We start from the raw sequence: 25,224 nt of genomic DNA on the forward strand, positions 1-25,224 counted from the left end.
CTGCCTAATTAAATAGATTCATGCATGCCTCTTTAGTGGCACTTGGAGCGGACAAAGGTGTAGATACCTAGAAGACGTGTCCAGATCCGTCCTTTACCTTTATCAAATTTATGAACAATAGGTAGAATGACTGTACATGCCTATAGGGAAAGAGTATGGTAAATGGGGTATAAGAAGTAAGTGTTGAAAAAAATGAACAACAGCAAGACGTTTCATGCATTTTATTAAAGGAGTGCTATAAAAATGGGCGGGAAGACGTTTAATGACAATTTTTTACGAGCGGCATGGGGTGAGGCAGTCGACCACGTTCCGGTGTGGTATATGAGGCAGGCCGGGCGTTCACAGCCGGAATATCGGAAAATCAAGGAGAAATATTCCTTGTTTGAAATTACAAAACAACCTGAGCTCTGTGCTTACGTTACAAAGTTGCCTGTGGATCAATATAATAATGATGCCGCAATTCTTTACAAAGATATCATGACACCACTGTCTGCGATCGGGGTGGAGGTGGAGATTCAGTCAGGTATTGGTCCCGTGATTAACAATCCTATAAGAAAAGCTGAGGATGTTGAACGTTTAGGAAGCATAGATCCTGCGCGCGATATTCCGTTTGTTATTGATACCATTAAAATACTTAGAGAGCAGCTTACTGTTCCTTTAATCAGTTTCGCAGGAGCCCCTTTCACATTAGCAAGTTATATGATTGAAGGAGGCCCTTCAAAAAATTATCATAAAACAAAAGCGTTTATGCATGCACAGCCAGATGCATGGGATTCGCTAATGAACAAGTTAGCCGATATGACAATTTCCTACGTGAAGGCACAGATAAAAGCTGGAGCGCAGGCGATTCAGCTTTTCGATTCCTGGGTAGGTGCCCTGCATGCTCAGGACTACCGTAAATATGTGAAACCAGTCATGATGCGTATCTGTACGGAGATAGCACAAAAAAATATCCCTCTTATTATGTTCGGTGTAGGGGCGAACCATTTACTTCGTGAATGGAATGATCTTCCTCTTCAAGTGATCGGACTTGACTGGAGGATTACCATTTCGGAAGCAAGGGCTCTTGGCATTAATAAAACGTTACAAGGAAATCTCGATCCTTCCCTACTTCTTGCACCGTGGGAAGTAATTGAGCAAAATGTGAAGCCGATTTTAGATGCCGGCATCAAAGAGAATGGTTTTATTTTTAATCTTGGTCACGGGGTATTTCCGGATGTGAATCCTGAAACGCTTAAGCGATTAACGGCTTTTGTTCATGAGTATACGGCAAAAGCACAGGGAGGTTCACAATGAAAAAAAAAGTCGGCCTTTTAGTAATGGCTTACGGTACACCGCGCAGTCTGGATGAGGTAGAACCATACTATACTCATATCAGAAGAGGCAGGAAGCCTTCTGAAGAAGCATTACAAGACTTACTATCACGCTACGAAGCAATTGGCGGGATCTCTCCCTTATCCAAGATTACGAAAGAACAAGGTGAAAGCTTAAAAGACCGCCTGAATGAGCGGATGGATAATATTGAAATACATTGGTATTTAGGTCTGAAGCATATCGATCCGTTTATTGAAGATTCTGTACAACAAATGCATGAGGACGGCATCACAGAAGCATACAGCATTGTACTTGCTCCTCATTTTTCTACGTTTAGTATTAAGTCTTATAATGGAAGAGCTCAAGAAGCAGCGGTTAAAGAAGGCGGCCCTGTTATCCATTCCGTTGAAAGTTGGTATGATGAGCCGAAATTTATCGATTACTGGGTGAAACAAGTCCAGAAAACGATGAAGCGTATCCCGGAAGGTGAAAAAACGTGTGTTATTTTTTCGGCTCATAGTCTTCCCGAAAAGATAATCCAGACGGGTGACCCTTATCCGGAACAGCTAGAAGAAACAGCCCGGTTGATTGCCGATAAAGCGGGTATTCAACACTATGAAATCGGCTGGCAGAGCGAAGGAAATACACCGGAGCCATGGCTTGGGCCTGATGTTCAAGATTTAACAAAAGAATTGGCTCGCAAGCATAACTATACATCATTTGTATACTGCCCTGTTGGTTTTGTGGCGGACCATTTAGAGGTATTGTTCGACAACGATATAGAGTGTAAACAGGCTTGTGAAGATGTAGGTGCCGCATATTACCGGCCAGAAATGCCGAACGCAAAGCCTGAATTTATCGATGCTCTTGCTGACGTGATTATTAAGCATCAACAGTCGAGAGTTGGGAAGTAAGCGAGGAATTTATGATGAAAGTAGCTATTATCGGTGGCGGTATTACAGGACTGACTGCTGCTTATTATTTGCAGAAAGAAATTCTGGCCAATCAATTGGATATTAAATATGAGTTGTTTGAGAAAGATAACAGACTGGGCGGGAAGATTAAAACTGACTATCATGACGGTTTTGTTATTGAACAGGGACCAGATTCATTCCTGGCGAGAAAAACGCATGCTACAAAGTTAGCGAAGGAAGTAGGTCTTGAAGAAGAGCTTGTATCAAACCGGACCGGTCAGGCTTATGTCCTGAAAGGGGAGACCCTTCACGCTATACCACCCGGTGCAGTCATGGGCATCCCGACAAAGTTAGGACCTTTTTTAACCACGAATTTGTTTTCCGCAGTTGGTAAACTGAGAGCGGGAGCAGATTTGTTCCTGCCTCGCCGACGCTCTTTAGACGATCAATCGCTTGGACACTTTTTTCGCAGGCGCCTTGGCAGCGAAGTGGTTGATAATCTTATCGAGCCATTGCTTTCCGGAATATATGCCGGTGATATAGATCAATTAAGTCTGCAGTCCACCTTTCCACAATTTCAGCAAGTGGAACAGTCTCACCGTAGTCTGATAGTGGGGATGAAAGCATCACAGCCGCAAGCGCCCCCAAAAAATAAAAAGTCAAGTGGCTTTTTATCGTTTCGCAATGGGTTGCAGTCGTTTGTTCATGCGATTGAAAACCATTTGGACGAAGACAGGATTCACAAGAACACTGCTGTTAAAAATATGACGATGAATGGGAGACAATGTGAAATAGAATTGTCAGATGGAAAAACAGAAGTTTTTGATAAAGTCATTATTACGACTCCCCCTCATATTACAGCACGCTTTTTAAAAGACGAAGCGATAACAAAACAACTAGAAGAGATTCCTTCTACTTCCGTAGCCACTGTAGCGATGGCTTTTGACAGCAGTCAATTGTCGATGGATTTTGATGGTACAGGCTTTGTTGTTTCCAAAAAAAGCGACTACACGATAACAGCGTGTACGTGGACACACCGAAAGTGGGAGCATACCGCACCAAAGGGAAAGGCACTTTTGCGCTGCTACGTCGGAAAGCCGGGTGGCGAAGGAATCGTGGAAGAGTCGGATGAAACTATTGTTGAGTCCGCGCTTAAAGATCTAAGACGTGTGATGAAAATTAATGGGGATCCCGAATATTACCAGGTAACACGGTGGCGGAACGCAATGCCGCAGTATGTAGTGAATCACCAAAAATGGGTGGAAAAACTTCGGGAAACAATCAACAGTTACTATCCAGGAACTTTCCTGGCAGGAGGTGCCTATGAAGGCGTAGGACTACCTGACTGCATTCTACAGGGGGAAAATGCTGTTGATCAGCTAATAAAAGAACTGTAAAAAGGGAGTTTGTTACAGAAAAAAGAGCTGTCATCGTACAGCTCTTTTTTCTGTATAAGCTTATATAAACCTACTGACCTTGCTGTTGTTGCAACTGTTGAAGCTGCTGTTGTGCTTGCTGTAACTGCTGCTGTGCCTGTTGCATTTGCTGTTGGCTTTGAGCGTTTCCTTGCTGCTGGCTTTGCTGGAGAACCTGCTGTGCTTGCTGCAATTCTTGCTGTGCCTGCTGCAACTTTTGCGGATCATTAGCAGCACTCTGCATATTTTGCTGCGCTTGTTGAATTGCCTGCTGTGCTTGTTGTACTTGCTGGTTCTGATTAGCCAAATAAAACCCCTCCATAATTGAGTTTTGATGAAGTGTAACGGTATTTATCCTTTCCATATTAGAACGGACTATACATAAAAAATGATTTTGTTTGAGCGGCACTTACTTGTGATACAATAGAACGTATCTTGAAAAACGAGTGGAAATAACGAACACGACAGTGTCAATATACGAGGTGAATGAATTGTTTGTTGATAAAGTTAAAATATATGTAAAAGCCGGTGACGGTGGGAATGGAATGGTTGCATTCCGAAGGGAGAAATACGTTCCGGATGGCGGTCCTGCCGGTGGTGACGGAGGAAAAGGTGCTAACGTAATTTTCGAAGTCGATGAAGGCTTGCGCACGTTAATGGACTTTCGTTATCAAAAGCATTTTAAGGCGAAGGGTGGAGAGCACGGTAAGCCAAAGAATCAGCATGGAAAAAATGAGGAAGACCTCATTGTCCGAGTACCACCGGGCACGTTGGTTACGGATGATGACACTGGAGATGTAATCTCTGATTTGACGACTCACGGCGAACGAGCAGTTATAGCCAAAGGAGGACGTGGAGGCAGGGGAAACACGCGCTTCGCCACCCCGGCTAATCCTGCGCCGGAGCTAAGTGAAAAAGGAGAGCCCGGGGAAGAGAAGAACATTCGTTTAGAGTTAAAGCTGCTGGCGGATGCAGGACTTGTTGGATTTCCAAGTGTAGGAAAGTCGACATTATTATCTGTTGTATCAGCTGCCCGCCCAAAAATTGCTGATTATCACTTTACAACGTTGTCCCCTAACCTTGGTGTAGTAGCTGTGGAAGATGGTCGCAGCTTTGTAATGGCTGATTTACCAGGGCTTATCGAAGGCGCACACGAAGGAATAGGCCTCGGGCATCAATTTTTGCGGCATATTGAACGAACAAGAGTAATTATTCATGTGATTGATATGTCTGGGCTCGAAGGAAGAGATCCTTTCGATGATTATGAGAAAATAAATGAGGAGCTTCGACAATACAATTTACGGTTATTAGAGCGTCCTCAAGTGATCGTAGCGAATAAAATGGATATGCCGGGTTCCGACGAGCGTTTACGCGAGTTTAAAAAATCCATTCCGGAGGGAGTGAAAGTCTTCCCCATCTCAGCGCTTACAAAACGAGGCTTGGATGATATGCTTCGAGCGGTCGCGGATCTTGTGGAAACAACTCCTGAATTTCCTTTGTATGATGAAGAAGAGAAAGAAAAACGGGTAGTCTATCGCTATGAAGAAAAAGAGAAGCCTTTTACCCTTTCTCGAGATGATGACGGCGCCTTTGTCATAAGCGGTAAGGAGATTGAGAAACTGTTTAAGATGACTGATTTCAGTCGTGACGAGTCGGTGAGACGGTTTTCTAGAAAAATGCGTCATATGGGGATTGATGAAGCGTTACGTAAAAAAGGAGCTGTTGATGGCGATACAGTTCGCCTGCTTGATTTTGAATTTGAATTTATTGAATAGCGTGTTGTCAAAAAAACGCGGTGATCCTATAATAAGATAGAATATATTCGGAATAGAACCCCATCGGGAGTTTGGGGGTGGTGAAGATGAGTGATCAGTTGGATCGTTTTTATCTGGTAAGGCAGGATATGTTAACAGATGCCATGCAAAAAACATTGGAAGCTAAGGCATTACTGGAAAGTGAAAAGGTTCAGCAAGTAGCACAAGCGGTAAAAATGGTTGATTTAAGCAGAAGTGCTTTTTACAAATATAAGGACGCCGTGTTTCCTTTCCATACCGTTATAAAAGAGCAGATCATTACGCTCTCGATCCAACTCCAAGATAAGTCCGGGTCCTTGTCTCTGTTGTTAAAAGAGATTGCAGCGGCAAACTCCAACATTTTAACGATTAATCAAACAATCCCTTTGCAAGGCCGGGCTAATATAACGGTTACGATCGATACGTCAGCATTAACGATAGAAATACATGAGCTTGTCCGGAAAATTCAAGCGATGGAAGCCGTAGAACACGTGGAAATCGTCGGTTCCGGTTCTTTTTAATGTAGAAGGAGTGAAAAAAATCAGTGACAGTTAAAGTAGGTTTTCTCGGCCCGGAAGGCACTTTTACAGAAGCGGCAGCAAAGTCCGTTTTACCTGATTCAGAACGTATCCCGTTCTCAACCATCCCAGCTTGTATGGCTGCCGCGGCAGAGGAAAAGGTTGACATAGCAGTCGTTCCTGTCGAAAACGCAATTGAAGGTTCTGTGAATATGACGTTAGATTATCTAATCCATAAACACGATCTGCCGATAGTTGGTGAAGTTACTGTTCCAATTGAACAGCACTTGCTCATCCATCCATCACGAAAAGCGGACTGGAAAGACGTTACCGACATATACTCCCACCCGCAAGCTGTTGCCCAATGCCATGAATTCATCATAAACCACTTACCGGAAGCGGACATTCATTATACGAACTCCACAAGTGCTGCTGCTAGAGAATTAGCGGATAACCCATCAATGAACGGTGTGGCTATTGCGAATGCATTGGCAGCAGAGAAATACGGTTTGACGATTGTAAAAGATAATATTCACGACTATAGCAATAACCATACTCGTTTTGTTCTGCTCTCCTATAAAGACGTCACACAACACTTAACAACAAAAAGCCAATCTGCGAATAAAACGACGATGATGATTACACTCCCATCCGATTACTCAGGAGCCCTGCATCAAGTTCTTTCTGCTTTTGCATGGAGGAAGCTGAACCTGACAAAAATAGAATCAAGACCGATGAAAACGGGAATTGGGAATTACTTCTTTATCATTGATGTGGAGCAGGAATGGGACGATGTATTAATCCCTGGAGTTATTGCTGAGGTAGAGGCGCTCGGCTGTGGGGCCCGTATACTCGGAAGTTATCCCTGTTTTCAAACCGCGGAATTACCCATAAAAAAGCCTATCCTGGAATAAGGATAGGTTATTTGTGGTTCAATTAAAGGATCTCTTAAGTAAGCAAGAACCCTTTCTCAGCCAGTGCTTCTTCCACTTCTTGAATAACATCGTCTGAAGGTGCTTCAATTGTATGCAGATGAGTACCATCCGTTAATTCTGATAAAAGTGGAGCACTCGTTTTCCTCAAACTATTAATAAATAGCTGAACGTCACGGCGGCTTTGGATTAACAATGATGCCGTTAAATCCCCGTATAGCGGGTGTTCGATTGATACGTCAATCACTTTTGCCCCGTGATCAACGATGATATTCAACTCCTCCTCTGTTACAGATAGTTCTGCTGAATGAAAACAGGCAATCTGTTTTCGTATCGTTTGAGCAGGCTGCTCCTGAATGAAAATATAACCTTGTGAAGTGGCGAGAATCGGATAATCTTTCGCTTTTAAAAGTGAAATATCTTGAACGATTACCTGTCTGCTAACACTTGTTCTTGCGGCCAGTTCGCTCCCCGTGAGCGGCCCTCCTTCGTTTAAGAGCCATTCTACAATAAGCTCTCTTCGTTTTTTTCCGGGAATCTTTCCTGACTTGTCCAACGAATTACCTCCATTACCCTTTGATCTATCCTTATATAGTACATGAATACAGCGTGGTTGAACAGTTTCGTTTACTCTGGTCAGTCATATATGAATGGTTGCGTGCATATGCTTGCGGTAGACAGTGGGAACGGATAAAAAGAAGCGAAACAGTACACGCTTCTCTTCCCGGTTGCAAACATTATTCAAAGGAGGAAGAAATATGCAGATTCATATTGTACAAAAAGGGGATACTCTTTGGAAGCTTGCTCAACAATATAATGTTGGCTTCGAGGAATTGAAAAAAGCGAACACACATCTAGCTGATCCAGATAAGATAATGCCGGGAATGAAAATAAAAGTTCCCGCAAAAGGGGTGCCTGTAAAAAAAGAGGCGAAAAAAGAGATGCCTGTTCCCAAGGTACCAAAAGAACAAAAAGAAGAACATCACCCGAAAGTTCCACCTATGTATCAGCCTGTTCCGCATATGCCTAAGGTGCCGTCCAGTTCTCAGGAACAAAACGTAAACATAAATACAAACATTTACAAACCATATCCACCTACTCCGCCAAAAACAGCGCCTCATTACGAAGAGCCGAAGAAAAAAGAGGAAAAGCAGCCTGAATATAACTACAAAGAAGTGAAATTACCTGAACCACCGGCAATGCCTGAGCATATTTCAGAACATGGGTATGCTCCTGCACCGCCTATGCCTTATATGATGCCGCCAAATGCCTGTCATCATTTTGTCCCGGTGACGCCGATTATGCCAGGATGCTCATGCGGCCTGCCGCAACATATGCATCCTTACCCATATCCATATCCCATGATGCCAGCACAGCCGATGAGCCATTATCCGCAGCCGGGAGGTTGTAACGAAATGATGCCGATGCCTCCAGTTCCGCCAGTTTCTGAGCATGCTATCTCCCCGCCTGATTCGCCGTCACATTCATATGGTTATTCACCGCCATATGCCGAAGAAAATGCTTTCTATCCTGGCATGCAGCCAGGCCCATACAGCCCCAACATGAATGTATACTCTCCATGGTCAAGTGGATATAAAAGAGAAAATGAAGAAAAATAGCTCCTTTCTTACCTGCAAATAACAGCTTAAAAAAAGCCTCCTTGAGTCATGATATATGGTGAAAGGAGGTTTTCAAATGAAAAAATTTGCGATGACGATGACGGCATTTACGGTGATTGCTGGTGGATTGGCAGGCTGTGGTGCTGGGGATAATGGTAATGATAATGAGATGGGGGCAGCTCCAACTCGGTATACCGATGATCAAAATGTGAATAATTTTGGCACTCGAAACACAACAAATTATGATCGGAATTATCGTGGTGAAGGTCCAGTAACCGACATGATGACTATTGATGACCGGGATCGGCCAGGTCGTAATAATAACCGCATGCGTGCTTACAACACGAATCAACGTGAAATTGGTAACGGAAGCGGTGTAACCGATCTCCGTGAAGGGGGACATGCCCGTAATCTGGATGGAAGAGACAACGGGATGGCAACCAATGACCGAGGAAATGGGAATATGCAAGGGGAAGGTCTAGACAATGCACGAAAAATAGAAAATAGCGTAGAAAACATTAAAGGTGTAGACGACGCTAAAGTAATCGTTCGTGATCAAGACGTAATCGTCGGCATTGATACGTACGAAGACGACAGAAATCACAACGATTTAACAAACAAAGTCGAGAAAAAGGTAAAATCCGCCATGGACAATGACAATGTTGAAGTGTATGTAACGACAGACGAGGAACAGTTCGGTAATATCGAGCAAGTGGGCAATGATTTACAAAATGGAACAGGCATGAATGAAGTAGGCGATACCATTGATGCAATGATTAAAGATTTGGGCGACGCTGCCCGCCAGCCTTTTAAAAATAGCTAAATGATTTGGTTTAACGGCGTTTTATAGAGGAGTCACTCCTCTATAAAACGCTTTTCTAATTGCTTTTTTTTGTGCTATATTTAAAAAAGAGGAGGATGGAACAATGGCAGGACACTCCAAATGGAATAATATTAAGCGTCGGAAAGAAAGTCAGGACGCAAAAAAAGCAAAGATATTCACAAAATTGTCTAAAGAGATTTATGCTGCTGTCCGGAGCGGCGGAACGGATCCGGCTGTGAACTTAAGACTTCGTATGGCACTTGCAAAAGCCCGTGCGGAAAATATACCAAGTGATAATATCGACAGAACAATTAAGAAAGCAGCAGGCAGTACAGATAATATTCAATATGAAGAAATGACCTATGAAGGGTACGGGCCGGGAGGAGCTGCTGTTATGGTGAAGGCTTTAACAGATAATAAGAACCGCACAGCTGCGGAAATTCGCCACGCCTTTAGTCGAAATGGGGGGAACCTGGGGGAGAACGGCTGTGTCGCTTTTTTATTTACAAGAAAAGGTCAGCTCATTATGGAGCGAAGCACAGATATAAACGTAGATGACATCATGTTAGATGCGATTGAGGCCGGTGCTGAAGATGTCGAAGCGGATGAACATGCCTTTTATATCCAAACAGCTCCGGAAAACTTTGAGGAAGTAAAAATGGAGCTTGAAAAACAGGGCTGTCACTTTGTAAATGCAGAAGTGACCATGATACCTGAAACAAAGGCCGAATTGGCAGATGAACAGGCGGAACAAATGGTTCACCTTGTAGAGAAACTGGAAGATAATGATGACGTTCAGCATGTTTATCATAATTTTGAAATAAGTGACAGCCAGCTTAATCAGTTTACGTAGTAGCTCCTTTGAATAAAAACCTTTTTTTATGGATAAAATTTCTATAAAAAAGGGTTTTTATTTTTTAGGAAGGAGAGGTTGTAGAATGGGTGCAAAAGGGAGAGTAATCGCAGTGTTTTTAATAATGGGATTGTTGTTGTCTTTTGATATGGGTTTGGAAGGGAAAGGGAACACCGAAAAGGAGGTACCTGGTTCTCCTGCCCAATATGATATTATTTTGGAAAGGGAACAGGCAGATGGATCTATCATTCGAGAAACCAAACGACAAACAGTTTGGGCGGTTGAAGATTTCTGGAATGCCTACAAGGATTGGGAGTTAGTCGATCAAAACGAGCAGCGGATTATCTTTAGAAAATCTTATGAAAAACAGTAATTTAGTTTTCTCGGGGGCCAACATTTGCTATGATGAAGGAAAGCACGTTCGTGTTTCGGAGCATAGCTTGTTCCATGCAGGTGTTCATGAGAAAAGGAGATAACCGCTTTGTTTGAATTTATTAGGGGAAGTATTGTCCATACAGAGAAAGAAACGGTAACATTGAAAGTGAACAACGTCGGTTTTTTGGTTCACTGTGCAAACCCTTTTGTTTTTACGGAGGACGAGAAAGAGGTCACGATCTATACATATCAGTATGTAAAAGAAGATGCGATCCGGTTATATGGGTTCCCGTCGCGTGAAGAAAGAAGCTTGTTCGAGCAGTTGCTGCAGGTGTCAGGAATCGGTCCTAAAGGAGCGCTTGCGATTTTAGCTGCCGGTGCTCCTCTTCAGGTCATGCAGGCAATAGAAGATGAAAATGAGAAATTTTTGACAAAGTTCCCCGGAGTCGGCAAAAAAACAGCCCGTCAAATGATTTTGGATTTAAAAGGAAAGCTCCATGGTATAATTAAAGACCCATCTCTTCCTGATGGCCCGCAGCCTGAAAACGGAGAAGAGAATCAGGCACTTGAAGAGGCTTTGGAGGCGTTGCGTGCCTTAGGTTATGGAGAAAAAGAAATCAAGAAAGTGAAACCGAAAATTCAAGATGACCTTATAAGCGCAGATGAATATGTGAAAAAAGCATTACAGCTCATGTTATCTTAAATTTTTTTGTCTTTACTAGATTGAATCGAGCGGGTGGTGATCATTCATGGAGGAACGAATTGTCTCTCAAGAAGCAGATGCAACAGACGAGAGCACGGAAAGCGGAATAAGACCCATCGATTTTTCAGAGTATATTGGACAGGGGAAAGTAAAGGAAAATCTTGCGGTTTTTATTCAAGCAGCTAAGTTAAGAGAAGAGTGCCTGGATCATGTTCTCTTACACGGACCTCCGGGCTTAGGGAAAACGACGCTCGCTATGATTATTGCAAATGAAATGGGCGTGAATATTCGAACTACCGCTGGACCAGCTGTAGAACGGCCGGGAGACTTGGCGGCGATTTTAACAGCGCTTGAACCTGGAGATGTCTTGTTTATTGATGAAATCCATCGTCTGCCGCGAACGGTAGAAGAGGTGCTGTATCCAGCTATGGAAGACTTCTGTATTGATATTGTCATCGGTAAAGAGTCGACAGCACGTTCTGTCCGCCTCGACCTTCCGCCATTTACATTAGTAGGTGCTACTACACGGGCGGGAATGCTGTCTTCTCCGTTAAGGGATCGCTTTGGTGTACATTCTCGCCTGGAGTATTATAACAAAAGTGAGCTCGCTAAAATTGTAAGGAGAAGCGGAGAGCTTTTGCAAGTTGCTGTAGACGAAGAAGCAGCAAATGAACTGGCGAAGCGCTCTCGAGGCACACCTCGAATTGCGAACCGTTTGTTAAGACGAGTTCGTGACTTTGCTCAAGTCGCAGGCAGTGAAATAGTATCTCTTGAAATGGCAGAAACCGCTTTAGACAAGCTGCAAGTTGATCATCTTGGTTTAGATGAGATTGATCATAAGCTGCTTTTAACTATTATTGAAAAATTCAAAGGCGGTCCTGTCGGGTTGGAAACAGTGGCTGCTGCTATCGGTGAAGAGGCAAATACAATTGAAGATGTGTATGAACCATACTTAATGCAGATCGGGTTTATCGTGCGCACCCCACGCGGCCGAATCGTTACGAATCAAGTGTATGAGCACTTGCATTTGGAGGTGCCGGATCATGGCTGATATTCCTAAGGTTCTTATCGGGATTGGGGCGGCATTGCTATTGATAGGAGTAATCTGGCAAATTGGCGGAAAATTTATTCCGGTAGGACGCTTGCCGGGAGATATTATCATAAAGAAAGAGAACACGACGTTTTATTTTCCGATCATGACATCAATTGTAATAAGTGTGGTTCTTTCTATTGTTTTTTATATTATTGGCCGCTTCCGCTAAATGACCGCAGTAGATAAAAAGGTGAGGATTACAGCATGAATGTAGACGATTTTGATTTTATTTTACCAAACGAACTTATTGCACAGACACCATTGAAAAAACGGGATGCATCCCGGATGCTAGTGCTTGATCCAGACGTGAAGCAGCTTCAACATGAAATGTTTCCTGCGTTGCTTGATTATCTGGAAGCAGGTGACTGCCTTGTTCTAAACGATACGAAGGTGCTGCCGGCCCGCTTATTCGGTGCAAAAGAAACTGGCGGTCAAGTTGAAGTATTGCTTTTAAATCAAGAGAAAAATGACACATGGGAGACGCTGGTGAAACCAGCAAAACGTGTAAAGGCCGGTACTACTTTGTCGTTCGGAGACGGGAAACTGACCGCAGAGTGCATAAAGGTGCTCGACCATGGAGGCAGAGTCCTGAAATTTTATTATGAGGGTGTCTTTTTGGAAATTTTAGAGCAATTGGGGGAAATGCCTTTACCTCCTTATATTAAAGAAAAGCTTGCGGAAAAAGATCGTTACCAGACCGTTTATGCCAAGCACGACGGTTCAGCAGCTGCCCCGACGGCCGGGTTACATTTCACAGATGAACTACTCGATCAGATCCGCCAAAAAGGGGTTCAGGTGGCTTACATAACGCTTCATGTCGGTTTGGGTACGTTTCGCCCTGTATCTGCCGAGACGGTACAAGAACATCACATGCATGAAGAATATTTCCAAATAAGCCAAGAGACCGCAGAAATACTAAACAATACAAGACGAACCGGAAAAAAAATCGTCGCGGTCGGTACAACCTCTGCGCGTACTCTCGAAACAGCAGCCCGTGACGGCAAGGGGATTTTTACAAAAGAATCAGGATGGACCGATATTTTTATTTATCCAGGTTTCACTTTTCAAGGCTTGGATGCACTTTTAACTAATTTTCACCTTCCAAAGTCAACGTTAGTTATGCTTGTCAGCGCTCTTGCAGGGAAAGAGTTCTTATTATCCGCCTATGAAGAAGCAGTTAAAAAGGAATATCGCTTTTTTAGTTTCGGGGATGCAATGCTTATTATGAAAGGAAGTCACAAGAAATGGCAGCAGTGACCTATGAATTGATCAAAACGTGTAAACAATCGGGCGCGAGACTGGGAAGAGTGCATACTCCCCACGGCACGATTGAAACTCCGATCTTTATGCCTGTAGGAACGCTTGCTACAGTAAAAACGTTAAGCCCGGAAGAGTTAAATCAAATGGCTGCTCAGATTATATTGAGCAATACCTATCACTTATGGCTGCGGCCGGGAGAGGATATTGTCAGAGAAGCCGGCGGTCTACATGCCTTTATGAACTGGGACAAACCTATTCTGACTGATTCTGGCGGATTCCAAGTATTCAGTCTAAGTAAGCTGCGTGATATCAAGGAGGAAGGTGTTCACTTCCGCAATCATATCAGTGGAGAGAAGCTATTTCTTTCGCCGGAAAAAGCAATGGCTATTCAAAATGCTCTTGGATCTGATATTATGATGGCGTTTGACGAATGCCCGCCTTACCCGGCCGAGGAAACCTATATGCAAGACTCCGTGGAAAGGACAACACGCTGGGCAGAACGCTGTCTGGAGGCGCACGGTCGTCCGGAAGACCAAGGTTTGTTTGGTATCGTGCAAGGCGGAGAATACGAAGCACTTCGCAAGCAGTCCGCTCGTGATTTAACTGCGCTGGATTTCCCGGGTTACGCAATCGGTGGACTATCTGTCGGAGAGCCGAAAGAAGTGATGAACCGTGTTCTCGAATTTACGACGCCACTCTTGCCTGCTGATAAACCACGCTATTTAATGGGGGTAGGATCGGCCGACTCGCTAATTGACGGAGCGATACGAGGAATTGATATGTTTGACTGTGTACTACCTACACGTATTGCCAGAAATGGAACTTGTATGACGAGTGAAGGACGTCTCGTAGTCCGCAATGCTAAGTTTGCCCGCGATTTTCGGCCGCTTGATGAAGAATGTGATTGTTATACATGTAAGAACTATTCAAGAGCCTATATCCGTCATCTTGTAAAGTGTAACGAAACATTCGGTTTTCGATTAACTTCTTACCATAATTTATATTTCCTGTTAAAATTAATGGAAAGGGTTCGTGAAGCAATCAAAGAGGACAGACTGCTGGACTTTCGCGAAGCTTTTTTTGAACAGTACGGTTTTAATAAGGCAGATGCGAAAAATTTCTAACTTTAATGCGTCTGTGGTACTATACGTTACAGCAGGTAAACTCTGGTTGTGACAGGTAAACCGTGAAAGGAGGGGTGAGAATGGAAGCGATTATTATGCTCGTGCTTATGTTTGCTATTTTCTATTTTTTGCTGATACGACCTCAGCAAAAGCGACAAAAGCAAGTGCGTGAAATGCACTCTAATTTGCAAAAAGGTGATCGAATCGTAACGATTGGCGGTCTGCATGGAAAGATTGATGCAATTGATGAAGATAAAATTGTGATTGATACAGGTACATCACAAAAACTTACCTTTGATCGCAATTCGGTGCGTGAAGTAGTAAATGAAGACTAATTTTCTTACATAAAAGAGACTGGCACCCTGTACTCGATTTGATCCTTTTACAAGGAATCGAAACGAAAGGATGCCAGTCTCTTTTTTGGTGCTTGTACTGTTTTAGCTAGCAGCATTAACTCCGATTGCAGCTCCGATGGCGGAGACAGCTAGAAAGCCGGCAAAAAATAAACCTTGAACACTGCTAACCGTACTGTCAAAGCCAAGGTACTGATACAGGATTACTAAGAGGCATACACACGCGGCTGTTAACGTACCAACTAACAGGCCTTTCTCCTTGGCGCGAGCTCCGGCAGTAATTCCGCCGATGGTGAAGCTCAGAAACGCTGCTGCCCACAATAGCCATTCGATGGAGCTTTCTGAGACAGAAGTAAATCGAAGCAGAAGCGAAAATATGAGGCTGAAACCAATTAACATTCCAATCGTCACGATCATCCCACTGCCAATACTGTATAAACGCCCTGTTCCCTGCACCTTCTCCCCTCCTTTTACTTCTAACTATATGGAAGAAAACGACTATTTAGACTAGTTTTGTCCAAGAACAATCTATGATACGTCGCTATACATAGTTCACCACGGGACAGACATACTAACAAGAGACGTAAGGATTTAAAGTGGGTGTAAATGTGGATATTGTGACGATTGCTTTCCGTACAGTGATCATCTATTTCTTTCTCCTGCTTACACTGCGAATGATGGGGAAGAGGGAGATAGGGGATATTTCAGTTCTTGATTTTGTCGTATCGATTATGTTTGCGGAGCTTGCTGTTATTTCTATTGAAGACACAAAAGAGCCGCTTATTAAAACGGTTATCCCAATCGTAATTTTGTTAATGATTCAAGTAACGCTCGCCTTTTTGTCATTAAAGAGTGAACGTGTACGTCATTTGCTAGACGGGAAACCTACTTTTTTAATAAAAAATGGTCAAATCGATGAAAAAGCAATGAAAAAGCAACGTTACAATTTTGATGATTTGTTAACCCAAATCCGCCAGCAGAACGTGAAGGACATTTCGGATGTCGAATTTGCCGTTCTTGAACCTTCTGGGGATCTGTCTGTTTTTGAAAAAGAGGAGGGAGAACAGACATTTTTTCCACTCCCTTTAATTATCGATGGCAAAGTTCAAGCTGATCACTTACAAAAAGCGAAAAAAGACGAGCTGTGGCTGCGGCGCGAATTACGCAAAGCAGGAATTATGCACATCCACGACATTTCTTATTGCGCTCTCCATGGAGACGGGGTTCTTTACATTGATCTTCACGACGAGTAAATCAGTTCGTTTCATAGTATAGAACAGTTGATTTCCACTGCAGGCGGACGCTTTCACTTGCTCTCACTGTGTCTTCTTTGCCGCGGGCATGGCCCCCGCCTCAGGCCTGCAGGATGCAGGTCATGCAACCGTTGCGATAGACGCTCGCGAACTTAGGTTGTTTCCTTACCATACGCTTGAGAAGTTAAATTTGATCATTAAAATATTTTTGGGATCAGCTGTTTTAGCTGGTTCCATTTTAGAATACCAAGTGTAAATAAGAAGAGTGAGTACGCGGCAATGGAAATAGTAACTGCCGAAAGTGCGTGAATGATTACGGTGAATTCTGCTAAGAAGTACTGGTTAAAAAAGTGGGCTCCTGTTACGGAAAGGAGTCCTGATCCAATGACAAATAAGCAAAAACGCCCTTCAATTACAAACCCGCAAGCTTTGGAGACAACGTGAATATGCAGTAAGGTTACCAGCACCATATTAATGGCAATGGCAAGCGTCGCCCCTTTAATTCCTAGTTCAGGCTGAGACGTTAAGACGAATAACGCGGCCAATTTAATGATCGCACCTATTAATGTGTTAACCATCGCTGATCGTGCAAGATCTAACCCTTGCAAAACAGCTTGTAGAGGACCTTGTATATATAGAAAAATACTGAATGGGGCTAAAATTTTAAGATAGTAAGCCGTGTGAGGGGCATCATACATAACATTCATTACTAATTCAGCAAAGGTATATAAAAAGATTGAGGAGAAGACCCCTGCAAGAAGCGCCGTTCTGATTGTTTGCCGTATCCGGTGCTGGATCGCTGTAAAGTTATTATTTGCAGCGGCCTCGCTCACGGCAGGCACCAGGGAAACGGAGAAAGAATACGTAATGAAAGTAGGCAAAAACAAAATAGGAATAACAAAACCCGTTAACTCTCCGTACTGAGCAGTAGCTGCCGCCGTTGTAATACCTGCAAGAGCTAAGCTTTGTGAAATAATGATCGGTTCAAAGAATAAAGAGATGGATCCGATTAGGCGGCTGCCTGTAGCGGGCAGGGCAATAGCCATCAAGTCAGAAAACGTTTCCCGTCCTTTTTGCAAAGACTTTAGAAAATGGCTGCGAACTTTGATAGGTTTGTTTTGTTTGAAGCTTTTAACTAAATATAAAAGAGAGGCACCTTCTCCAGCGACGCTGGCAAGCATAGCACCGGCGGAAGCATACTCCAGTCCGTAGGGCATAAGAAAGTTTGTACAAAGCGCGACGAGAGAAATCCGTACAACTTGTTCGATCACCTGGGCGGAAGCTGTCGGTTTCATATTTTGCCGTCCTTGAAAGTATCCTTTCAGAACAGCGGAAACTGCTACAATTGGAATGATGGGTGTAATGGCTATTAACGGGTAAAGGGCACGGCTGTCTGTCAAAAAGAAAGTAGCAAAAATAGGAGCACATCCGAGCAATAGTAAAGTGAACAAAATACTAAGGATGCCAGTCACAGAAAGCGATACAACTAACACTCGTTTCATCTTAGTCCTGTCCTGATTCAGTTCTGCTTCTGCAATCAGCTTAGAAATCGCAACAGGAAGTCCCATTTGTGTTAAGGTAATAATGAGTAGAAGGGCAGGAAAAGCCATCATATACAGGCCTACTCCTTCTGCGCCTAGTATTTTTGCAGTAATGATTCGATTAACAAATCCTAGAACACGAGTAATCAGTCCTGCAACGATTAATATGATCGTTCCTTGTATAAATGTTTGTTTGCTCATGCATGGTCGCCTGCCTTTGTCCTATTCTCATAAAAAACATAGAACGAGTCTTACCAAGATGTATATGCAAGGACGGGAGACAAGCATGTCTTTTTTTGAACGAAAAGGAGGGTATAGTAATGACACAGCAATTTGAAGTGTGGAAAGCAGATGCAGAACCGGCGTTAGTAAGTAAATGGGAGGAATTCCGGCTTTTGGGATATACACAGGCAACCAAAGAGGAAATCTGGCTCTGCGTACTGGAGAAACTTCATAAACGGGGTGAACCTGTCCGTCTTCACGCCCTTATTAATACCATTCTAAGTCTGCGTTTAAGTGAATTTATGACCCGGATTACTGTTCAGTCCTACCAGGAGAGCCACTATTCTGACAGCAGTACGTTAGATCATTTGATCGGTGAGATAGACGCCCACGTGTCAAACAAACGACATTTGACATGAAATTGAACACGTCAGTATAATTGATATGTTGCTTTCCCCCCGAATGGATTACATAGATGGACGAGTATGGTTAAATGGAACACCCAGCCCGCGCACGCATGATTTTCTATATCGGGGCGGCCGAGGGAGGATGAACCAGTAATGGTGAAAAAATCAAGGATCTTTATTTTTTTTATTGTCTTACTTATTTTGGGCGGCATCATGTCCCCAACTGTTATGAATGTTGCTAAAGGAATAAACTTAGGTTTAGATCTGCAAGGCGGCTTTGAAATTCTTTATGAAGTGGAACCAGCGGAGGACGGCAAAAAAATCACCGATGAAACGATGCAGGCGACGGTAAGTGCCCTGAATCAGCGAGTCAACGTGTTAGGCGTTTCAGAACCAAATATTAGTATTGAAGGCGAAAATCGTATCCGCGTACAACTCGCGGGTGTTGAAGATCAACAGACGGCGCGTGATCTGTTAGCGACAGAAGCCGATCTTAGTTTTCGCGATGTGGATGACAAGGAACGTCTGTCAGGTGAAGCGCTGGAAGAGAATGGGGCAAGCGTCGGCTTTGATAAATCGAATCAGCCAGTGGTGACTGTCACATTAAAAGATGCCGATAAGTTTGGGAAAGTTACAAAGGACATTATCGAAGACTATTCTTATCCGAATAATCGCTTAGTCATCTGGCTTGATTATGAAGAAGGAGACTCATTTGCGGAAGAATCGCAAAAAGAGGACCCTAAATATTTGTCTGCACCAATGGTAAACAAGCCGTTATACCATAAGAACATCCAAATAGAAGGGAATTTTGATATTCAAGAAGCAGAGTTTTTGGCAGAAGTGCTGAACTCTGGTTCGCTGCCTGTTGAGCTCCAAGAAGTGTATTCTAACGCAGTCGGTGCCTCACTCGGGGAAGATGCGATGGAAAAGACGATATTCGCCGGCTTCGTAGGAATCGCGATTGTTTTCTTGTATATGCTTATTTATTACCGGTTTATGGGACTGATCGCCGCCATTACGCTAAGCGTATATATCTATCTTGTGCTCGTTATTTTTTATTGGATGGAAGGCGTGCTGACACTCCCTGGAATTGCTGCCTTAATACTTGGAGTCGGGATGGCAGTAGATGCCAATATTATTACGTATGAACGGATTAAGGAAGAAATAAAAGCGGGTAAAACCATTATGTCTGCTTTTAAATCAGGAACGCGACGTTCGCTGTCAACGATTTTAGATGCGAATGTGACAACCATTTTGGCTGCTGGTGTCCTATTTTATTATGGAACAAGCTCGATACAAGGATTCGCTGTTATGCTGATCGTCAGCATTTTAACGAGCTTTTTAACGGCAGTGTACGGATCCCGGCTGCTACTGGGCTTGTGGGTGAAGAGCCGAGTCTTTAACAAAAAGCCTGGGGTTTTTGGTGTGAAGGAGAGTGAAATCAGTGAGCTCTAATAAAGAAAAACGTTTTTTTCACTTCGTTAAACACCGTACTAAATTTTTTCTGATTTCGCTTGTTGGCGTTCTGGCAGGTATTATATTGCTGGCAACGGTTGGTCTTAATCTTGGAATTGACTTTGAAAGCGGATCTAGAGTGGATATTTTAGCGGACGAACCATTAACGGAAGAGGCAGTGTACAATCAGTTTGAAGAAGCTGGTAAAGGGTATGTACCAGACGATGTGACACTTGCCGGTGAAAATCGCAATATGGCTTCTGCTACTTTTATCGGTACGCTTACAAAAGATGAAATAGCAGAGATACAAACATACTTTAATGAGAAATATGGCAAAGAGCCCAGCGTTAGTACAGTTTCTCCACAAGTCGGCCAGGAGCTTGCTAAAAACGCCCTCGTTTCCGTTTTAATTGCTTCAATCGGCATTATCATTTACGTGACGATTCGCTTCCAATTTTTGTATGGTGTAGCGGCAATCGTAGCGCTTTTACACGATGCGTTCTTCATTATTGCTGTCTTTTCAATCGTGCAATTTGAAGTTAACATTCCTTTTATAGCGGCTGTGCTGACGATTGTCGGGTACTCCATTAATGATACCATTGTTACTTTTGACCGAATAAGGGAGAACTTACGATTCGCAGAAAGGATCAAGACATTTGATGATCTCGCTCGTGTCGTCGACCTTAGTTTGAATCAAACGTTAACACGCTCTATCAATACGGTTTTAACTGTTGTGTTTGCGGCAGCTGCCCTCTTTTTCCTTGGCGGTGAAGCAATTCGGTCGTTTTCTTTTGCATTACTTGTTGGTTTGATAGCCGGAACGTACTCTTCAATGTTCTTGGCGGCACAATTATGGGTCGTTTGGAAGTGGAAAAGTATGGAACGCTCGCGTAAAAAACCAAAGAAGAAAGATCCAGAAGAACTGGAACCAGAGGTATAAGATCGTGAAAGCAGGGTCTGATTTTCTCCAGAACAACTACGGATTGTAGATTAACTTTGAGCTAACTACAAAAACTAGTCGTACGGAGAAAACAGGCTCTTTTATTTTGGGAGGGAAAAATGGGTGGAGAAAACAATGGAGAAGGAAGAACAGACCCGATATAAAATGGTGAGACTCGGGGCGGTTGTTGGCATACTTGGCAATGTTTTTCTGGCGGTGCTTAAATTAATCGTCGGCCTCCTTGCTGACAGCCGGGCATTAATTGCTGATGCCATCCATTCCGCATCAGATATGATCGGATCTGTAGCTGTTTTAATTGGTGTTCGGGCAGCTAAAATCCCCCCAGATAGGGATCATCCATACGGCCATGGTAAGGCCGAAACAGTAACCGCGATTATTGTGGCCGTTCTATTATTTATTGTCGGCTTTGAAATTGGCTGGAGTGCAATAAAAGATGTCCGGGAACCTGTTCTTGTCCCGAAGATGACAGCGTTATATGCTGTGTTGTTTTCAATTGTAATGAAAGAAGGAATGTTTCGTTTTAAATACAGATTGGGTAAAAAGTATAAAAGTGAAGCACTTTTGACAGATGCCTGGCATCACCGTTCTGATGTGTTTTCATCTTTTGCGGCCTTGCTTGGAATTGGCGCCTCGCTATTGGGAAAAGAAATGAATATTTCCTGGCTCTTATACGGGGATTTAGCAGCTGGAATATTTGTATCGATATTAGTAATGAGAATGGCATGGAAGTTAGGGGGTGAATCGATCCATAATGCGCTTGATCATGTGCTCCATCCAGAAGATACGGTAGAGATGAGAGAAATCGCAAGTGCTGTGGCGGGTGTCGTTCAAATTGATGAGTTTTTAGCCAGAGAGCACGGTTATTATGTGATTGTGGATATAAAGGTCGCTGTTGACCCTCTAATTACAGTAGAAGAGGGGCACGCCATCGGCAAAGAAGTAAAAGAACAGTTGTTAAAGGAGCCGGGTGTAAAAGATGTATTTGTTCATATTAACCCATATAACGAGGGGGGGAGGAAGTAAATGACAAGTCAGGCCTCTTGGATCCTCGGACTAATTGCTGCTCTTATTATCGCGATATTTGCAGTTATTAATGTAGATGCAGTGACGGTTAATTATTTGTTCGGCACAGCAGAGTGGCCGTTGATTCTCGTTATACTCGGCTCAGTCGTGATGGGAGCCGTTATTGTAGGATCTTTTGGAATGGTAAGAACATACCGTTTGAAACGGGAAGTAAGACAGTGGAAAAAACAGGCTGAAGCTGTCCAGTCTGCTGACAGCGAGAAAGAGAGAACGGTTGGCAACCCGCAATCACAGCAAGAGCGTTCAACAGATACTCACGATAATCATTCACCTTCCTGATTGTAACCCCTGAACCCCTCTAGTATAATAAGTGGGTCAGGGGTGTTAGTATGTTACGAGCAAAAACGAATTGGGAACGGCTGGATGGATCATTATCCGGTCACGAACAGCTGCAAAACGAGCTGTCCCTTTCTTCGATAACGGCAAAACTTCTTTGGAACCGAGGGTATCGGGATATCCAAACCGCTAAAGAATTTCTACAGACAGATAAAAACAAAATGCACGATCCTTTTCTTCTTGATGGGATGGAGCTTGCTGTACATAGAATAAAACAAGCTTTAACTAACAAGGAGAAAATATTGATTTTTGGCGATTACGACGCAGATGGGGTCTCGAGCACAGCAATTATGATCAACCTATTGAAAGAATTGGAAGCTGAATTCGGCTGGTACATACCGAACCGTTTTACAGAAGGATATGGCCCGAATATACCTGCTTTGCAGCTGGCAAAAGAAGAGGGCGCTTCTTTAGTGATCACTGTTGATACTGGGATTGCAGCTGTAGCAGAAATAGAAGCGGCTAATGAGATGGGGCTTGACGTGATTGTTACGGACCACCATGAACCCCCTCCTGCGCTGCCAGCTGCTTTCTCCATTATCAATCCTAAAAAGCCCCAATGCCCATATCCGTTTAAGGAGCTCGCAGGTGCCGGAGTAGCTCTTAAAGTGGCTCACGCGTTGCTTGGTTTTTTTCCGGAACATTTGCTTGATCTCTATACGATTGGTACCGTAAGCGACCTAGTCCCGCTCGTAGATGAAAACCGGATCCTTGTCAAAGAGGGTTTAAAGTTGTTAACGCATTCTTCGAAACCAGGGGTAAGGGCTCTTAAAGAATGTTGCGGGATTGAAGGCGAAGAGGTGAATGAAGAGCACGTCGGATTTTCGATCGGCCCCCGTATAAACGCAGCCGGCCGAATGGATAGTGCAGATCCAGCCGTTCATTTATTGACTGCTGAAACGGCGGCAGAGGCACGAGAATGGGTTCAGGTGATTGATGACTATAACAAAAAACGCCAAAAAGTTGTAAATGAGATTACAACGGAGGCCATTGATGAAGTGAACAAAATCTTTTCGGACGATGAAACGAAAGTAATCGTTGTTGGAAAAGAAGGTTGGAACCCAGGGGTAATTGGGATTGCAGCATCAAGGCTGACTGAGAAATTTTACCGGCCTGTTATTGTGCTGGCGATAGACAGCGAAAGTGGCGAGGCAAAAGGATCTGCACGCAGTATTGAAGGTTTCAATATGTATGAGCAACTCTCCGAAAATAGAGACATTCTACCCCGTTTTGGCGGACACCAAATGGCTGCAGGTCTTACAATGAAAGCAGCGGATATTGAATTGCTAAGACAAAGACTTCAGCAACAAGCTGAAACGGTCCTGGATGAAAAAGCATTAGTCCCTGTAACAAAAATTGATATGGCGATTCCTATCCAAGATGCAACGTTGCAAGCTTTAGAGGAAATGAAGAATCTGGCGCCATTCGGTGTCGGTAACCCGAAGCCGATTTTCTTAATAGAGAATGTAGAACTTGCTTCTAAACGTAAAATTGGCAGTGAAAAAAATCACTTTAAGGCAGAATGGGAGAGTCAAACCACACGTCTGGACTGTGTCGGCTTTCACTTAGGTTACTTAGATGATCATTTAACGGAGCGCACCACTGCTTCTGTTATCGGGGAACTTGCCATTAATGAGTGGAATGGTTTTCGAAAGCCACAATTATTTTTAAAGGATGTAGAGGTAAGGGAGTGGCAGCTTTATGATCAAAGGCAGCAGAAAGATTTAAAAGCTTATATTCATCAACTTCCCGATACATCGACAGCGGTGCTTGCTTTCAAAAAAAGTACTTGTGACCGGCTGAAAGATGACGTAACAGCTCCGGTATTGTTGTTTGAAAATGAGGAATACGCGAAAGAACAACTGCCGGTCATAAACCAGCTGGTTATCGTGGATATGCCGCCTTCCCTGGAAGCGCTGAAAAAAGCGCTGACTACTCTTACGGAACTTGAAAGAATTCATGTCTTTTTTGAGGAGGAGAACCAAGTATATTTTCAGCCGACTCCTACGAGGGATGAGTTCAAGTGGTATTATGCTTTTTTGAAAAAGCGAGAGGCATTTAATATTAAAGAATTGGGCAACGAACTGGCACGTCGAAAAGGATGGCACCCGTCCGTCGTTCAATTGATGACAAAAGTGTTTTTTGAATTAGAGTTTGTTACTATAAAAGATAACATCGTTACTGTCAATCAGTCCCCGTTAAAGAAAGACTTAACCGAAGCACCTAGTTACCAAAAGCATCTCAACCAAAAACAAGCAGAAGAGGCACTACTATACTCCACGTACAGCCAGCTAAAACAAATCATGACTCCCTTTGTATCAAAAAAGTCCCGGGAAAATCGAATGAAGGAGAAGGTAGGAAATGGATTATAAAGACCACATAACGGTGATTAACAATTATCCGCAGGACGGGGTTAAGTTTAAAGATATTACAACATTAATGCAAAATGGGGAAGTGTATAAACAAGCAATAGATGACATGACATCATTCGCAGCTAAACAGGACATCGATATCGTTGTTGGACCTGAAGCCCGTGGTTTCGTTGTTGGCTGTCCGATTGCATATGCACTTGGGAAGGGATTTGTGCCTGTACGTAAAAAGGGAAAGCTTCCTAGAGAGACAGTTGATGAAGATTATGGCTTAGAATACGGAAAAGACAGCCTATCTATCCACAAAGATGCGATCAAACCCGGTCAAAAAGTGCTGATAACCGATGATTTGCTTGCGACTGGCGGCACAATCAAAGCGACCGTTAATCTCGTTAAGCAATTAGGCGGAGAAGTGGCTGGGCTTGCTTTTTTAATTGAACTCCTCTATTTGAATGGCCGCAAAGGTCTTGATGAGTATGATATATTCTCACTAATTCCATTTGAGTGA

The 25,224-nt window shown here is 43.4% G+C and carries 28 protein-coding genes; 24 read left to right on the top strand and 4 right to left on the bottom strand.

The features are described from left to right. The first annotated feature begins 243 nt into the window (after window positions 1-243). The 3 genes from hemE to hemY are packed head-to-tail and all read left to right on the top strand — an operon-like array spanning window position 244 to window position 3,625. Window positions 244-1,296, top strand: coding sequence for a uroporphyrinogen decarboxylase (gene hemE, locus LOR49_RS10050; RefSeq protein WP_240376445.1), 1,053 nt, complete (start codon window positions 244-246; stop codon window positions 1,294-1,296). Beyond that, window positions 1,293-2,228 (top strand): ferrochelatase, encoded by a 936-nt coding sequence (gene hemH / locus LOR49_RS10055; protein WP_240376446.1) that lies wholly within the window; start codon window positions 1,293-1,295, stop codon window positions 2,226-2,228. The genes hemE and hemH overlap by 4 nt, the downstream gene beginning before the upstream one ends. Before the next feature lie 11 nt (window positions 2,229-2,239). Then, window positions 2,240-3,625 carry a protoporphyrinogen oxidase gene (gene hemY / locus LOR49_RS10060; protein ID WP_338021138.1) on the top strand — a complete coding sequence of 462 codons (1,386 nt, stop codon included), beginning with the start codon at window positions 2,240-2,242 and terminating at the stop codon, window positions 3,623-3,625. Window positions 3,626-3,695: 70 nt separating this feature from the next. Here hemY and LOR49_RS10065 read toward each other — a convergent pair whose 3' ends face one another. After that, the gene (locus LOR49_RS10065; RefSeq protein WP_240376447.1) at window positions 3,696-3,950 is read right to left on the bottom strand and encodes a hypothetical protein; all 255 of its coding nucleotides are present in this window, start codon (window positions 3,948-3,950) and stop codon (window positions 3,696-3,698) included. 184 nt (window positions 3,951-4,134) lie between these two features. Here LOR49_RS10065 and obgE point away from each other — a divergent pair, with 184 nt between their 5' ends. The 3 genes from obgE to pheA all read left to right on the top strand — a co-directional run bounded on the left by obgE (window position 4,135) and on the right by pheA (window position 6,868). Continuing rightward, entirely contained in the window at window positions 4,135-5,418 is a 1,284-nt protein-coding gene (gene obgE, locus LOR49_RS10070) for a GTPase ObgE (protein WP_240376448.1), read from the top strand. An 86-nt stretch (window positions 5,419-5,504) separates the two neighbouring features. Further along, complete coding sequence (locus tag LOR49_RS10075) at window positions 5,505-5,957, top strand: ACT domain-containing protein (RefSeq protein ID WP_240376449.1); 453 nt, start codon at window positions 5,505-5,507, stop codon at window positions 5,955-5,957. Between the two features lie 23 nt (window positions 5,958-5,980). Next, complete coding sequence (pheA, locus tag LOR49_RS10080) at window positions 5,981-6,868, top strand: prephenate dehydratase (protein WP_240376450.1); 888 nt, start codon at window positions 5,981-5,983, stop codon at window positions 6,866-6,868. A 34-nt stretch (window positions 6,869-6,902) separates the two neighbouring features. On the opposite strand, the gene LOR49_RS10085 is transcribed toward pheA, so the two are convergent. Beyond that, window positions 6,903-7,442: a transcription repressor NadR gene (locus LOR49_RS10085; protein WP_240376451.1), complete on the bottom strand. Its 540-nt coding sequence runs from the start codon at window positions 7,440-7,442 to the stop codon at window positions 6,903-6,905. Between the two features lie 202 nt (window positions 7,443-7,644). Between LOR49_RS10085 and safA the strand changes: the two genes are divergently transcribed. The 10 genes from safA (at window position 7,645) to yajC (ending at window position 15,071) form a co-directional block, all read left to right on the top strand. Beyond that, on the top strand, window positions 7,645-8,505 hold the full coding sequence (gene safA / locus LOR49_RS17495; protein WP_275899614.1) for a SafA/ExsA family spore coat assembly protein: 861 nt from the start codon (window positions 7,645-7,647) through the stop codon (window positions 8,503-8,505). A 76-nt stretch (window positions 8,506-8,581) separates the two neighbouring features. After that, on the top strand, window positions 8,582-9,328 hold the full coding sequence (locus LOR49_RS10095) for a YhcN/YlaJ family sporulation lipoprotein (protein WP_240376452.1): 747 nt from the start codon (window positions 8,582-8,584) through the stop codon (window positions 9,326-9,328). Between the two features lie 103 nt (window positions 9,329-9,431). Beyond that, window positions 9,432-10,181, top strand: coding sequence for a YebC/PmpR family DNA-binding transcriptional regulator (locus LOR49_RS10100; RefSeq protein ID WP_240376453.1), 750 nt, complete (start codon window positions 9,432-9,434; stop codon window positions 10,179-10,181). A gap of 85 nt (window positions 10,182-10,266) precedes the next feature. After that, complete coding sequence (locus tag LOR49_RS10105; protein WP_240376454.1) at window positions 10,267-10,554, top strand: BofC N-terminal domain-containing protein; 288 nt, start codon at window positions 10,267-10,269, stop codon at window positions 10,552-10,554. Window positions 10,555-10,662: 108 nt separating this feature from the next. After that, window positions 10,663-11,259 (top strand): Holliday junction branch migration protein RuvA, encoded by a 597-nt coding sequence (gene ruvA, locus LOR49_RS10110; protein WP_240376455.1) that lies wholly within the window; start codon window positions 10,663-10,665, stop codon window positions 11,257-11,259. Window positions 11,260-11,305: 46 nt separating this feature from the next. Then, complete coding sequence (gene ruvB, locus LOR49_RS10115) at window positions 11,306-12,310, top strand: Holliday junction branch migration DNA helicase RuvB (RefSeq protein WP_240376456.1); 1,005 nt, start codon at window positions 11,306-11,308, stop codon at window positions 12,308-12,310. Then, entirely contained in the window at window positions 12,303-12,521 is a 219-nt protein-coding gene (locus tag LOR49_RS10120; protein ID WP_240376457.1) for a DUF2905 domain-containing protein, read from the top strand. Before ruvB ends, LOR49_RS10120 begins: the two co-directional genes overlap by 8 nt. 35 nt (window positions 12,522-12,556) lie before the next feature. After that, complete coding sequence (gene queA, locus LOR49_RS10125; protein WP_240376458.1) at window positions 12,557-13,609, top strand: tRNA preQ1(34) S-adenosylmethionine ribosyltransferase-isomerase QueA; 1,053 nt, start codon at window positions 12,557-12,559, stop codon at window positions 13,607-13,609. Then, on the top strand, window positions 13,597-14,736 hold the full coding sequence (gene tgt / locus LOR49_RS10130) for a tRNA guanosine(34) transglycosylase Tgt (protein ID WP_240376459.1): 1,140 nt from the start codon (window positions 13,597-13,599) through the stop codon (window positions 14,734-14,736). The genes queA and tgt overlap by 13 nt, the downstream gene beginning before the upstream one ends. A gap of 80 nt (window positions 14,737-14,816) precedes the next feature. Beyond that, the gene (gene yajC, locus LOR49_RS10135; RefSeq protein WP_240376460.1) at window positions 14,817-15,071 is read left to right on the top strand and encodes a preprotein translocase subunit YajC; all 255 of its coding nucleotides are present in this window, start codon (window positions 14,817-14,819) and stop codon (window positions 15,069-15,071) included. 102 nt (window positions 15,072-15,173) lie between these two features. Here the strand turns inward: yajC and LOR49_RS10140 are convergent, their stop codons facing one another. Beyond that, complete coding sequence (locus LOR49_RS10140) at window positions 15,174-15,545, bottom strand: TIGR04086 family membrane protein (RefSeq protein ID WP_240376461.1); 372 nt, start codon at window positions 15,543-15,545, stop codon at window positions 15,174-15,176. Window positions 15,546-15,697: 152 nt separating this feature from the next. On the opposite strand from LOR49_RS10140, the gene LOR49_RS10145 reads away from it, so the two are divergent. Next, the gene (locus LOR49_RS10145; RefSeq protein ID WP_240376462.1) at window positions 15,698-16,342 is read left to right on the top strand and encodes a DUF421 domain-containing protein; all 645 of its coding nucleotides are present in this window, start codon (window positions 15,698-15,700) and stop codon (window positions 16,340-16,342) included. Window positions 16,343-16,539: 197 nt separating this feature from the next. Here LOR49_RS10145 and spoVB read toward each other — a convergent pair whose 3' ends face one another. Next, window positions 16,540-18,084 carry a stage V sporulation protein B gene (gene spoVB, locus LOR49_RS10150; protein WP_240376463.1) on the bottom strand — a complete coding sequence of 515 codons (1,545 nt, stop codon included), beginning with the start codon at window positions 18,082-18,084 and terminating at the stop codon, window positions 16,540-16,542. 119 nt (window positions 18,085-18,203) lie between these two features. On the opposite strand from spoVB, the gene LOR49_RS10155 reads away from it, so the two are divergent. The 7 genes from LOR49_RS10155 (at window position 18,204) to LOR49_RS10185 (ending at window position 25,224) form a co-directional block, all read left to right on the top strand. Continuing rightward, window positions 18,204-18,524, top strand: a complete 321-nt coding sequence (locus LOR49_RS10155; protein WP_240376464.1) for a post-transcriptional regulator — start codon at window positions 18,204-18,206, stop codon at window positions 18,522-18,524. Window positions 18,525-18,665: 141 nt separating this feature from the next. Further along, a complete protein-coding gene (gene secD, locus LOR49_RS10160) occupies window positions 18,666-19,967 on the top strand; it encodes a protein translocase subunit SecD (RefSeq protein ID WP_240376465.1) in 1,302 nt (433 codons plus the stop codon). Continuing rightward, window positions 19,957-20,907, top strand: a complete 951-nt coding sequence (gene secF, locus LOR49_RS10165) for a protein translocase subunit SecF (protein WP_240376466.1) — start codon at window positions 19,957-19,959, stop codon at window positions 20,905-20,907. The genes secD and secF overlap by 11 nt, the downstream gene beginning before the upstream one ends. A gap of 135 nt (window positions 20,908-21,042) precedes the next feature. Then, on the top strand, window positions 21,043-21,951 hold the full coding sequence (locus tag LOR49_RS10170; RefSeq protein WP_240376657.1) for a cation diffusion facilitator family transporter: 909 nt from the start codon (window positions 21,043-21,045) through the stop codon (window positions 21,949-21,951). Then, window positions 21,952-22,290, top strand: a complete 339-nt coding sequence (locus LOR49_RS10175) for a LapA family protein (protein WP_240376467.1) — start codon at window positions 21,952-21,954, stop codon at window positions 22,288-22,290. A gap of 50 nt (window positions 22,291-22,340) precedes the next feature. Then, window positions 22,341-24,719, top strand: a complete 2,379-nt coding sequence (recJ, locus tag LOR49_RS10180) for a single-stranded-DNA-specific exonuclease RecJ (protein ID WP_240376468.1) — start codon at window positions 22,341-22,343, stop codon at window positions 24,717-24,719. Continuing rightward, window positions 24,709-25,224, top strand: a complete 516-nt coding sequence (locus LOR49_RS10185) for an adenine phosphoribosyltransferase (RefSeq protein ID WP_240376469.1) — start codon at window positions 24,709-24,711, stop codon at window positions 25,222-25,224. The genes recJ and LOR49_RS10185 overlap by 11 nt, the downstream gene beginning before the upstream one ends.

The organism is Bacillus piscicola, from assembly GCF_022458745.1.
GTDB lineage: Bacteria > Bacillota > Bacilli > Bacillales > Marinococcaceae > Alteribacillus_A > Alteribacillus_A piscicola.